At 46.8% G+C, this 12,493-nt stretch carries 13 protein-coding genes; 1 reads left to right on the top strand and 12 read right to left on the bottom strand.

The genetic code is table 11. The annotated features are described in order from the left end of the window. Position 1: 1 nt before the first annotated feature. Complete coding sequence (locus AC3WQ3_RS14795; protein ID WP_492472621.1) at positions 2 to 655, top strand: methylthioribulose 1-phosphate dehydratase; 654 nt, start codon at positions 2 to 4, stop codon at positions 653 to 655. Between the two features lie 121 nt (positions 656 to 776). Here the strand turns inward: AC3WQ3_RS14795 and AC3WQ3_RS14790 are convergent, their stop codons facing one another. The 12 genes from AC3WQ3_RS14790 to AC3WQ3_RS14735 all read right to left on the bottom strand — a co-directional run bounded on the left by AC3WQ3_RS14790 (position 777) and on the right by AC3WQ3_RS14735 (position 12,468). Further along, positions 777 to 2,066, bottom strand: coding sequence for a multi-tm2 domain protein (locus tag AC3WQ3_RS14790; protein ID WP_492472620.1), 1,290 nt, complete (start codon positions 2,064 to 2,066; stop codon positions 777 to 779). A gap of 27 nt (positions 2,067 to 2,093) precedes the next feature. Further along, positions 2,094 to 2,546, bottom strand: a complete 453-nt coding sequence (locus AC3WQ3_RS14785) for a hypothetical protein (protein ID WP_492472619.1) — start codon at positions 2,544 to 2,546, stop codon at positions 2,094 to 2,096. After that, the gene (locus tag AC3WQ3_RS14780) at positions 2,539 to 3,033 is read right to left on the bottom strand and encodes an RNA polymerase sigma factor (protein ID WP_227779808.1); all 495 of its coding nucleotides are present in this window, start codon (positions 3,031 to 3,033) and stop codon (positions 2,539 to 2,541) included. Before AC3WQ3_RS14780 ends, AC3WQ3_RS14785 begins: the two co-directional genes overlap by 8 nt. A gap of 271 nt (positions 3,034 to 3,304) precedes the next feature. Beyond that, a complete protein-coding gene (locus tag AC3WQ3_RS14775; protein ID WP_110758966.1) occupies positions 3,305 to 4,006 on the bottom strand; it encodes a DnaD domain protein in 702 nt (233 codons plus the stop codon). 17 nt (positions 4,007 to 4,023) lie between these two features. Next, entirely contained in the window at positions 4,024 to 5,319 is a 1,296-nt protein-coding gene (asnS, locus tag AC3WQ3_RS14770) for an asparagine--tRNA ligase (protein WP_127540342.1), read from the bottom strand. 101 nt (positions 5,320 to 5,420) lie between these two features. Then, positions 5,421 to 6,626: an acetate/propionate family kinase gene (locus AC3WQ3_RS14765; protein ID WP_095292787.1), complete on the bottom strand. Its 1,206-nt coding sequence runs from the start codon at positions 6,624 to 6,626 to the stop codon at positions 5,421 to 5,423. Next, positions 6,623 to 7,495, bottom strand: a complete 873-nt coding sequence (locus tag AC3WQ3_RS14760; protein WP_095292788.1) for a 3-hydroxyacyl-CoA dehydrogenase family protein — start codon at positions 7,493 to 7,495, stop codon at positions 6,623 to 6,625. The genes AC3WQ3_RS14765 and AC3WQ3_RS14760 overlap by 4 nt, the downstream gene beginning before the upstream one ends. A 133-nt stretch (positions 7,496 to 7,628) precedes the next feature. After that, positions 7,629 to 9,131, bottom strand: coding sequence for an AAA family ATPase (locus AC3WQ3_RS14755; protein ID WP_154895657.1), 1,503 nt, complete (start codon positions 9,129 to 9,131; stop codon positions 7,629 to 7,631). Next, positions 9,124 to 9,651: a hypothetical protein gene (locus AC3WQ3_RS14750; protein WP_095292793.1), complete on the bottom strand. Its 528-nt coding sequence runs from the start codon at positions 9,649 to 9,651 to the stop codon at positions 9,124 to 9,126. Before AC3WQ3_RS14750 ends, AC3WQ3_RS14755 begins: the two co-directional genes overlap by 8 nt. A gap of 297 nt (positions 9,652 to 9,948) precedes the next feature. Next, positions 9,949 to 10,479, bottom strand: a complete 531-nt coding sequence (locus AC3WQ3_RS14745) for a hypothetical protein (RefSeq protein WP_336780759.1) — start codon at positions 10,477 to 10,479, stop codon at positions 9,949 to 9,951. Positions 10,480 to 10,523: 44 nt separating this feature from the next. Beyond that, on the bottom strand, positions 10,524 to 11,828 hold the full coding sequence (locus tag AC3WQ3_RS14740) for an amidohydrolase (RefSeq protein WP_251643650.1): 1,305 nt from the start codon (positions 11,826 to 11,828) through the stop codon (positions 10,524 to 10,526). Next, the gene (locus AC3WQ3_RS14735; protein ID WP_127540332.1) at positions 11,815 to 12,468 is read right to left on the bottom strand and encodes a redox-sensing transcriptional repressor Rex; all 654 of its coding nucleotides are present in this window, start codon (positions 12,466 to 12,468) and stop codon (positions 11,815 to 11,817) included. The genes AC3WQ3_RS14740 and AC3WQ3_RS14735 overlap by 14 nt, the downstream gene beginning before the upstream one ends. Positions 12,469 to 12,493 lie beyond the last annotated feature (25 nt).

Genomic DNA, 12,493 nt, shown 5'->3' with positions numbered 1-12,493 from the left:
AATGGGTTTTGAGAAGATTACATTGGAACACAAACGTCAGGTGCTGGAGGAACTTGCTGATATTAAAGCCCTCTTTGCCAGCCGCAACTGGTTCCCCGGAACAAGTGGTAACCTGTCGATGCGTGTGGGAGAGTTTGATCCCGAGCAATTTTATTTTGCCGTTACGGCTTCAGGCAAAGACAAATCTCTTCGCACGCCGGAAGATTTCCTTTTTGTCGACAAGCATGGTAAAGCGATCGAAACAACAAACCTGAAGCCAAGTGCAGAAACACTGATTCATTGTGAAATCTATCGGTTGACTGGCTGCGGGGCTGTATTCCATGTACACACTGTATTTAACAACCTGATCAGCGAGTTCTTTGGCGGAGAAGGTCATGTGCCGATCCAAGGCATTGAACTGATCAAGGCTTTTAACATTTGGGAAGAAAATGCCGAGATTCGTGTGCCGGTACTGCCTAACTTTGCTGATATTCCATCCATTGCCGAACTGGTTCCAGGTGTACTTGACCCCAAAGTGCCGGGAATTTTACTGCGCAATCACGGCATTTATGCCTGGGGCAAAGATGCATTTGAAGCCAAAAGGCATCTGGAAGCTTTTGAGTTTCTGTTCGAAGTGATGTATCGTCAGCTGCTGCTGAAAGGTATTTCGAAATAGCCATCATTCCCTCACTGTTATTCAAGACCAAATCAAAAACACGCTATGACTGATTGTTCAGCTCATAGCGTGTTTTTTGGTTTGGGGCTCCGACAAGCCCGAAATTCACCTTAATTTACAATCAATTATCCCGATCCTTGAACAGGAACAGATTAGCCGAATCGTCTTCTTTCCCGTTTAGTCCGCTATGCTGCGCAATCGGACGCTGCTTGCCAAAGAGCAGCTTCAATCCACCAAAAATAAGCAATAGCGAAACAATAATCGTGTTCACATAGGAACGGATTTCATATGTCATAAACAGATTAGGGAACATTTCGTTCAGTTGTGGAATGACAAGTCGGATTGCCAGATAATACACGCCAAGTGCTGCAATACCGAATCCAATCAGACGCTGATGTCTAGCCCAATCCTTAAATATCGGTTGATCCGTAAGCGGTTCGCGGCCATAACGGCTTGAACACTGTAGCCCATCAAAGAAGCTGTAGAACCAAACGAGCGGAATCATGAACAGGAAAACGGACAAATGCAGCAGGTCCAGAATATAAATGCTGCCGAGGAACAGGAACATTAATTGCATTCCTCGCTTCTGAAGACCCAGGTACAGATGACCTGCCCCCGGAAAAGCCGACAAGAGGGTAGCTAACACCTTGCTGCGTCGTCCAGATGCTCTGCCCATTTCCAACTCTTCGAACAACGTACGGTCCTGCAATACTTCTCCTGCCTGCTTTCGATGTGCATGCTGTACAGCGTCAAACATGCAGTAAACCCAAATGACTGGCAGAATAAGCAGAAACATCAGAAAGGTCTCTTCATTGGTAATGGAAGCAACAAAGACCATCATCGCGAAAGAGCCAAAGAATGCGATCAAAAAGGATAGTCCCCGATGCAGCAGCCCCAGATGAAGATGACCCAGACCAGGGATGAACGACAGTAAAATGGTAAAGAATCGTTCACCTTCACTGCCTTTGCGATACTCGGGTTGGCCGTATGTACCCTCAGGAATACCATAGCCACCTGCAGGATGCTGACGCATCTCTTCCCCATTCATTGGCTCCATAACGCCATTTGGATCCGGATAGCCCTGTTCATATGGACCTCCTGGATATGGACCATATTGAGCCTCGTAGCCCCTGTAATGAGTATTACGTACAGAAGGGGTACGCAGCAGAACAATGATGATGTCCAGCATGTTGATGCACCAGAAGAAAAAGGCAGCGAGTGCTCCGAATATCATCAGGTCCCGTTCATCTCCAATTACTGCCAACATGAAGGCACCTATCAAAGAGCCAAAAACGAGTAATGGGTAAATCATCGCCTTAGCGGTTCGACCCCAATAGAGAAAACCAAGACCCGGGATCACATTTAATAAAAATGCAAATATTTTGTTGCGATCTGATTGCACAGTCGTCATCCTTTCTTTTCAGGCAATGCGTATGATTTATGGTTTAGGCTTGAAGTTATCCAGCCAATTGGTGGCGGCTTCCGTCCATTTCTGTGTAAAAGATCCCCGCTGCTCGCCGTCATGGAACTTGTGATAGGGCGCTACCTTATCAAACACTCCGGAGGAGAGAAAGATTAGCGTCAGGCAAGCCGCTACAGCATAATGAAACACCTTGTGCTCCAGCCAGCGTCTGCTTCGGCCTGAACGTGATTTGCGCTTGCTTCCTGACTGGTTCAGATCCGTAATACGCTCCATGATGGAATCAGCAAAGTGGGCCGGGTTCTCCAGTTGTGGCCATTTTTGATGAATCCCCATCGCTTCCAGATAGTTATCCATGGCTTCCGGATCTTCAATGATAGCCTTTTCCATGTTAACAGCTTGGTCACCGGTAACTCGTCCTTCAATATAATCCGTCCAGTCCTGCACACGGTACATCTCGTTTTTACTCACGCCACTCATCCTCCTTCCAATGACTTCTGATCCACTGCCGGGCACGGTACAAACGGGATTCCACGGTTTTGACAGCCACCTGGGCATCATGTGCGATCTGCTCATAATTTTTTTCGCTTAAATAATACGCTGTAATAATGTCCCTATGCTGGGCAGGCAGTTGATTAATTCGTTCACGCAGGGTTTCCTTGCGTTCTTCCCGCACGAGCCGGGCCAAAATATCTTCCTCGCTTCCAGGCAGGTTGATTATTCGTTCTTCTCCACCCAGATCTTCACTGCTTCGCCGGCCTAACTTGCGTTTTGCATCAATGGCTTTGTGAAAGGCAATTCGGGTAAGCCACGTTTTGAAACCTTCGGAACGGTACTCGGGGAGAGATTTATACATCTGAATGAACGCCTCCTGAGCTGCATCCTGCGCCTCCTGATCGTTCCTGAGTACGGAATATGCCACATGATATACATGCTGGCTGTACTTATCGATCAACAAGCGAAACTTGGATGCATCTCCTTGACGGATTTGTTCGATTAAGCGCGCTTCATCAATGACTCTCCCCTCCTCTCCACTACAATAGACGACAACGTTCTGGGCTGCCCCTGCGTATTTATTTAAATTTTTTAAAAATTCTTATCATAACAGTGCCTGAATAGATGATGAGTTCATCAATCACTTCATTGTAGAGATCTTCATTTCCTTCCGGAATCAAAAAACAGGCTCAGAATGTTTCTGGCCTGTTCCTTGATTTTCCTTTGCACTCAGACTAGCGTCCACCGCTGCGAAAACGCTGCGTGTATGCCTTCGCGTCCTGAACATTCTTCACCCGGTTGCGGCTCCACTCCAGCAAGATGCGGTCAATATAGCGGAAATGTACTTTACCGGCAAATACGGCTTCCTTCAGGGCCATCAGTATCAGTTCTTCCTGATAACGGTCCTGATCCAGCCAGCTGGAGATCGTTTCGCATTCCATGGGTGAAAGCGGGCGACCAAATTCTTTCTCGAAGATGGAAAACATATTACGTTCTTCCTCTTCTATTTGAACACTGTTCGAATTAGGACGTGCTGTCATGCTCATTTGCTGTTGCCTTGCGGCTGCTGCATCTTCAGCAACACATGTTGCGAGTTTGGCATACAATCCATGCAGATCGTAACGCTCATACTGAATATCCCGCTCTTCGTCCCGATGCTCATCAATGGATATATACCCATCCCGCATCAACCGCTGGAGCATTCGGGCAATACCTTCGGGGGCAAGTCCCATTCGTCCCGCCAGCTCTTCCAGGGTAGGAAACTCATTGAATTCTGCCTGACGGTAGCCGAGCAATTGAATCAGCAAAAGCACTTCGGCGTCTGATAATCCGAGTTGGTGATAAAAACGCAACAAAGCATACGGGAGCTGTGCTGTCCCAGACGTTAACCCGTAAGCTACGCCACTGAGCCACGCTTTGGATCCGGTTTCTTCCATAGATTCGTGATTAATCATTAAGGGTACAGACGGTAGAGCATACGCGGGAATGCAATTGTCTCACGTACATGATCCAACCCGCAGATCCATGCTACTGTCCGCTCCAATCCCAGACCAAATCCGGAGTGAGGTACCGATCCGTATTTACGCAGATCCAGGTACCATTGATACGCCTCGTCAGACAGCTTGTGCTCTTCAAAGCGCTGCTGCATCAACTCGGGATCATCGATACGTTGGGATCCGCCAATGATTTCGCCGTAACCCTCTGGTGCGATCATGTCAGCGCAGAGAACCACTTCCGGACGATTCGGGTCCGGTTTCATGTAAAATGCCTTGATGCCAGCCGGGTAATGCGTAATGAATACAGGAGTATTATACTTCTCCGCAATCGCTGTCTCGTGTGGAGCACCGAAATCTTCTCCCCAAGGAATATCGAAGCCTTGTCCATTCAAGAACTCAATCGCTTCATCATACGTAATACGAGGGAATGGAGCTGTGATCCCTTCCAGTTTGGATACGTCACGCCCGATGGATTCCAGTTCGGCACGACAGTTTTTCACGACAGACTGAACGACGTGTGCAATAAACTTCTCTTGTACTCGCAAACTTTCTTCGTGATCCACAAAAGCCATTTCCGGCTCAATCATCCAGAACTCGATTAGGTGGCGGCGAGTTTTGGATTTCTCGGCACGGAACGTTGGTCCGAAGGAATATACTTTACCCAGCGCCATTGCTGCAGCTTCCATGTACAATTGGCCACTTTGTGTAAGATAAGCATCCTCATCAAAATATTTGATGTGGAACAGGTTGGTTGTTCCCTCAGCGGACGAAGGAGTCAGAATCGGAGGATCAACCTGAGTGAATCCGTTACCATCAAAAAACTGCTGAACTGCACGGATAATCTCTGCACGAATCACCATAACAGCACGTTGCTTCGTAGAACGCAGCCATAGATGACGATGATCCATCAAGAAGTCCACACCATGCTCTTTCGGTGTAATCGGATAGTTTTCAGTCAAATGAATGATCTCGACGCCCGTAACCGTCATTTCATATCCGGATGCGCTGCGCGGTTCTTCACGAATAATTCCTGTTACATACAAGGAACTTTCTTGCGTGAGGCTTTTGGCATCATTCCATACCTCTTCGCTAACTTCACTCTTTACGACAACCCCTTGAATATATCCGGTTCCATCGCGCAGCTGCAAAAATTGAATTTTGCCGCTGGAACGTTTGTTATTAATCCAGGCACCGATCTTCACGGTTTCGCCCACATGCTCATTCACATTACGAATTACACAATCCGTACTCATGCCCATATCTCCCCTTGGTTCCTAAATTTGAAAATGCAGCGGGCAGGCCTCAGCCTGTCCCCTGCACTTCCTTGACATGCTATATTCACTTTACAATTAGATTACTTAGAATTCAATACGATTCGGTGTGTATCACGTGCAATCACCAATTCTTCATTGGTAGGTACAACGAGAACCTCAACCTTGGAGTTTGCTGTTGTGATTCGGCGCGGTTCGCCGGAACGGATGGCATTGAGAGCTTCATCCACTTCCACACCCAGGTAAGTAAGCTGCTCGCATACTTTTTGACGAAGAACGACGGAGTTCTCTCCCACACCTGCTGTAAATACAATCACGTCCACACCGTTCATTGCTGCTGCATATGAACCGATGTATTTACGCAAACGATATTCGTACATTTCGAATGCAAGGGTGGAGTTCGCATCACCGTTCTCCATTCCTTCCGTAATCTCACGCATGTCACTGCTGATGCCCGAGATGGCAAGCAGTCCGCTATGTTTGTTCAACATGGAGTTCACTTCGCTCACGCTCAGTTCTTCCTTGTTCATTACGTAAGGCACGATGGCCGGGTCAAGGTCACCACTGCGCGTTCCCATCATCAGACCTTCAAGCGGAGTCATACCCATGGATGTATCTACGGATACGCCACCTTTTACTGCCGTTACGCTACCGCCGTTACCGACGTGGCAAGTGATGATTTTGAGATCTTCTACTGGACGGCCAACATACTCAGCTGCAGTCTTGCTTACGTAGTCATGGGAAGTACCATGGGCACCGTAACGACGCACTTTATATTTTTTGTACAGTACACGCGGAATCGCGTAGAGATATGCTTTCTCAGGCATCGTCTGATGGAATGCTGTATCAAATACCATGACCTGAGGTACACCTGGCATATTAAGTTCAGCCGCACGAATACCCATCATTGCTGCTGGGTTGTGAAGTGGTGCCAAATCGAACAAGCGGCGAATTTCAGCCTTCGCTGCATCGTCAACCAGAGCAGATTCCTTGAAGGCTTCCCCGCCGTGAACGACACGGTGTCCAACCGCCTGAATCTCATCGACTGAACCAAGCACGCCGTTTTCTTTATCTGTCAAAATATCGATAACTTTACGAATTGCCGTTGTATGCTCCAAAATTTCACTGACTTCTGTAACATCCTCACGGCCCGTCGGTTTGTGTGTAAGAATGGAGGAATCCATCCCGATCCGTTCAACCAGTCCTTTAGCGAGTACGGACTCATCCGTCATGTCATACAATTGATATTTAAGCGAGGAGCTCCCCGCGTTGATTACGAGTATTTTCACAGCCGGTCACCATCCTTGTCGTACTTGAAGAATCCTTCGCCCGTCTTAACTCCGAGATGTCCTGCACGTACCATTTTCTTCAATACGGTAGAAGGACGATATTTGAGCTCTCCGAATTCACGGAACATTCTTTCTAGCGCAGCTTCAACGGAGTCCAATCCGAAACGGTCAGCCATTTCAAGCGGGCCATGCTGGAAGTTGTATCCGATACGCATTGCATCATCAATATCTTCAGCAGAAGCAACGCCTTCTTGAAGGACATGAAGAGCTTCATTGATCAGCAAGCAAATCAGTCTGGACGTAACGAATCCAGGGGATTCATAGATCATTACACCTTTTTTGTCTACAACCTCTTCCACAAATCTTCTTGTTTCATCGAAAGTGGAATCCGATGTTTTCAAACCACGAATAATTTCTACAAGGTCAACCCGGGAAACCGGGTGAATAAAGTGCATACCAATAACACGCTCTGGGTACTTGGTCGAGCTTGCAAGCTCGGTCAAACTCAGCGTGGATGTATTACTTGCAAGAATAACATTGCTTGGGCAAACTTGATCCAATTGGCTAAATACGGCCTTTTTGGCTTCCAGGTCTTCCGAGATCGTTTCGATAACCATATCGCATGATCCCAGTTCTGCCAGATGAGCTACTTTGGTAATACGGGATAAAATCAATTTTTTCTCGGCTTTGGTAATAGCCCATTTCTCTAATTGCTTATCGAGGTTTGTTTCAATCATGTCATATGCATGGTTAAGCTTCTCCGCCGTGTGCTCCACCAGAAGCACATCAAGTCCTTTGGCTGCAAGCATCTGGGAAATGCCTTGTCCCATCGTGCCGCCGCCGACAACTCCTATTTTTTTAAAAAACATGGTTCTGCTCCATCCTTTCGGTTCTCTATTTCTCTATTGTACCCTGTTCGCCGAAAATTACAAATTTCGACCCAACATATAATAATATCTTAGCACGAGTGAAAAGTAAAAAAAAATAACCGGCATAAATAAATTATGCCGGTAAAAGGGCGCTGTCACGAAATTGACAACGAAATTGCTCCCCAGACAAAACTTCTTCTCTCATCAGCGTATCCAATGAATTGTCGAATATTGTCCGTTGTTCTTCGAGCAGACGTTTGGTCTGATCCATCAGATCCTGCAGAATCATTTTATTTTCGCGCATGAGCTCTTCTGTTGTAACCATATCCATGTTTACAATACCAAGCGAGGTCAGACCCGAAGCCATCATGGTCTGTACAACATTGGTCGCCTGTTCAAAGTCATTGCGTGAACCGGTACTGCGACCACCATAGTACATTTCTTCTGCTGCTGCACCGCCAAGTGCAATCATGATCTGTTCTTCCAGAAAACGCTTGGTGTATAGGAATTGCTCCTGCTGCGGATTGTGACGTACATAACCGAGTGCCTGTCCACGCGGGCTGAGAGCAACCTGGCTTACGCTGCCAGGACGTACGAGCTCTGCCATGATGGCATGTCCCAATTCGTGAATGGCTACCCGTTTTTTCTCTTCAACACTGGATTCACGATCTGTCTTCTCACCCATCATGACTTTATCAATCGCCAGAGACAAGTGGCGCTGTTCAATGTTGAGCAGTCCATCTCTCATGGCGTAGATTGCTGCTTCATTCATGACACTTTCAAGCTGTGCACCTGAAAAGCCGTAGGATTCCTCTGCTGTTTTCTCTAGGTTTACACCTTCCATAAGAGGTTTATTCACCGCATGGAGCTCTAAAATATGTTTTCTGCCTTTCTTGTCAGGCAGGTCCACCTGGATATGACGGTCAAAACGTCCCGGACGAGTTAAGGCGCTGTCCAGCATTTCCTTACGGTTTGTTGCTGCAATAACGAGAATACGCGGTGTATCAGATGTATAAATTCCGTCCATTTCCGTTAACAGCTGATTGAGCGTCTGGTCATACTCACGCTGCTGACCGCCTTCACGTTTACCACCAATAACATCAATCTCATCGATAAAGATAATGGCGTTCTCTTTGTTTTCTTTCGCGGCACGTGTTCTGGCATCACGAAACAAATCACGAATTCTTCCAGCACCTACGCCGACGTACATTTCTACGAACTCACTGCCTGAAGCGGCAACGAATACGGAATCAGTATAATGTGCAGCCGCTTTGGCCATCAGGGTTTTCCCTGTTCCTGGAGGGCCTGTAAGCAGGATCCCCTTCAATGGGCGAATCCCGAACTTCTGAATTTCTTCATGTTTGATGAGAAAATCAAGAGCTTCCCGCAGCTCCTGCTTGGCACTATCCTGTCCGCCAATTTCTTCAAACGTCAGCTTGGTGGGTCCTTTTTTCTTGCGCTTACGTTCCTGACCCGCTCCAACGGTAATGCCACCCCGCATCTGCATCATAAGCAGCAATCCGCCCACAACCGCTGCTGCGATCAGAATCGGAAAGATATTCACACCAATAAAAGCGAGAAAGATAATCAACACGGGGACAAAACCAATGGCAACTTCCTTCGTCCATTTAGGCATTAGGCCACACTCCTATCTGGCCGGGTACACGCGGCAGAATAATAAACTTGCTGGCATCTCCGTCTCTAAGACTTACATATACGTTATTGTCATCCATGGCTGTATTCACTTGAATACCATTGGTCGCCATCTTGGATAATGTTGGTGTAATTTCGGTGTACTGCTTGTTCTCCATCGCCTGAGCGACGGTAAACATTGCATCGCCCCACCAGTTCTCCAGGGCTTCATTCGAATGATCAACGACATCAAGTTTCAATGAGCGCGAGCCGATCAGGGTCTGTCCTTCTTTCTGAATATATTGAACCAATCTGCCCAAATCTACATTTGGTTGCAAATCAAGTTTCAATTGTACATCATTGCGGTTAATAGTTAACTGAACATCATTAACCCCTTCATACTGGGTTACCATTTTTTCAATCGGATTCTGCATGGCCACCTGACGATACACAAACCAACCTCCAAACAACACAACGGCTGAAATGACGGCAGTTAAAGCAATAGGCAATACTTTTAGCTTCAAGTGAGTTTCCCCTCCCAAATTTTGGCCCATCCTATGGCTTATAGGCATATTATGAATTGTGTACGAATGACCTGTGATGTGCCCAACAGGTTTTATTCCTGTTTGATGTAACCTTGAATACATATTTGAGTATATCACATCGTATATACAATTTCGAAGGCGAAAATATGAATAAATTATTAATTTTAACTATTCAAATCCAGAATAATTTTCGAGATACGCCAAAAAACCGGATCAGGCGGGGTTCCGTCTGCCGGTTCTTTGAAGATTTTACCTGAAAAATCTCTGAATATCTGTTTAACTGTTTGGAATTGTATAGACCAAATCAACCTGTTCTCCATTGCTGAAGCGATAGAATCGATAATAGTTGTGTGTATCATCTTTGTAATAAACTTGCCATACATAGACGCCATTGACGACTCCAGGCATAATTCGTTTGATCTCTCCGCCCGGTACTTCAGAACTGAATCGATTGCGAACTTGTGCTTCCGATAACCCGTTCTGCAACAATTCACTGTGCACAGCATTGCTTCCTGTGACCGGTTTATTGGTTGCATCAAACTTAACCCAGACGGCGATGTCCTGATTATCTTTATTTTTGGCCATCATCGTCCAGTAAATGTTATCTTCGCCTTCTTTTTGGCCCCAGACGTATTTTCGAAGATCCTCATAAGAAGTTATCCCGAGCTGCTCCTGCGCCGCTTGAATAGCTAGCGCTTCTTCGTTGCGCTGGTCCTGGGTAATATAGACATAGAAGCGCTGTAATCCAAACAGAATCAAAACCAGGATGAGCAGCGAGATCCAGATCCATTTCTTTTTTCTTTTCAAAAGCCGAACTTCCTTTCCCCTATGACGCTGCTGCTATTCTGAAATTAACGGGCGAGCAGTCCGTCAAATGCAAGTTGAGACTCGCGCAGAATGCGCTCTTCATCCATAGTAAGACATTCACCATGTTTCACCAGCTGTTTGCCGTCAACCCATACATGCTCCACATCCTTGGCTGAAGCGGAGTAAATGGTATGAGAGATTAGATCCGTGTGCGGATAGAAGTGTGCTTGTTCAATATTTAGCGCAATGAAATCAGCCTTCATGCCGACTTGAAGTGCTCCCGTATTGTTCAGGAAGATGGATTTGGCACCATACCCCGTTCCAAGTAGCAGCGCTTCTCCCGCTGGAACCGCTGTTGGGTCACCGGATACTCCCTTATGAATTAAAGCAGCCAGTCTCATCTCTTCAAACATATCCAGGTTGTTGTTGCTTGCTGGTCCGTCTGTTCCCAGAGATACGGTTACTCCAGCTTTCAGCAGATCGGGAACACGCGCAACACCCGAAGCAAGCTTCAGATTGCTTCCCGGATTGTGAGAGACCGCTACATCATGGCGTGCCAGAATTTCAATCTCCTCATCATTCAAATGTACGGCGTGAGCTACAAGAGAAGGTCGAGAGAAGAAACCGAGCTTTTCCAGATGTGCCACTGGACGCAGTCCATAATCCGTTACATTCTGTTCGACTTCGCGAAGGGTTTCCGACATATGGGTGTGCAGCGGCAGATCCAGATCATGTGCAACCTGTACCAGCTTCTCTATGTAATCCGGAGGGCAAGTATACGGCGCATGCGGTGAGATGATCGTCGTAATTCGACCACCAGCCTGTCCGTTCCACTCGCGTGCAAACGCAGCCGATTCTTGCAGTTTGCGCATTTGCTCTTCTTCGGAACAGAGACCAATGACACCACGTGCCAATGCGGCACGAATCCCGGATTGTTCAACCACTTTTGCCACCTGGTCCATATGATCATACATATCCAGGAATGCAGTTGTTCCGCCTTTCAGCATTTCTAATACAGAAAGCGAGGTGCCCCAATACACGTCCTCAGACGTCATTTTCGCCTCCATAGGCCACATTTTCTCCTGAAGCCATACTTGCAGGGCCAGATCGTCCCCGTGACCTCTCAGAAGGGACATGGCTGCGTGACCATGCGTATTGATCAGACCCGGCAAAAAGACCAGTCCTTTGCCATCAACCTTCGGCAGGCTCTCATCTCCATCCGGCAGTGTCTCACCAATATGCACAATCTTATCGTCTTCAACCACCATATACCCTTGAACCACGGTCCATTCCGTACCACTATTTACAGCAAATTTGCCGTTATGAATTACCCATCTATTTGTCGTCATCTTCCTCGTCGTCCTTTCCGTTCTCCAGATAATAAGCAAGGCTAAGCAGATCCGTTGTAAAATCAGCATGATGAATACGGACGTGCGGTGGTGTTTTCAAGATGGTTGGTGCAAAGTTCAGAATCGCTTCAATGCCGGATTCCACGAGCTGATCGGCTACGTTCTGAGCTTCGGTATCCGGAACGGTAATGATACCAATACGAATATTATCTTTTTTGACCGAGTCCGTTAGTTCATTCATGGGCTGTACTTTCAGGCTGTTAATCTGACTGCCGATCTTAGGACCGTATGCATCGAAAACAGCAACAATTTTCATGTTGTCTTTCAGATAGGCGTTGTAATTGGACAATGCATGTCCCAAGTTACCAGCTCCGACCAGAGCAACATTGATTTGCTGATCAATTTTCAATATATGACGGATTTTCTCGATTAGATACGATACGTCATATCCAATGCCTTTGCGACCGAAGTCCCCAAAGTATGCAAGGTCTTTGCGAATCTGGGCAGGATTAAGATCCAGGCGTAGTCCCAGTTCCTGTGATGACACCGTGCCCACCTCACGTTGATGCAGTTCATTCAAATAGCGCAAGTAAACAGGCAACCTGCGTACCACAGCTTCCGAAATTTTATCTGATTTCATTACATTACTCCCCCTTACCAAGGCC

The sequence above is a fragment of the Paenibacillus sp. FW104-T2 genome (assembly GCF_058789975.1).
Note: the sequence above shows the minus strand (reverse complement) of the source record. Positions and strands in the feature narration are given on the sequence as shown.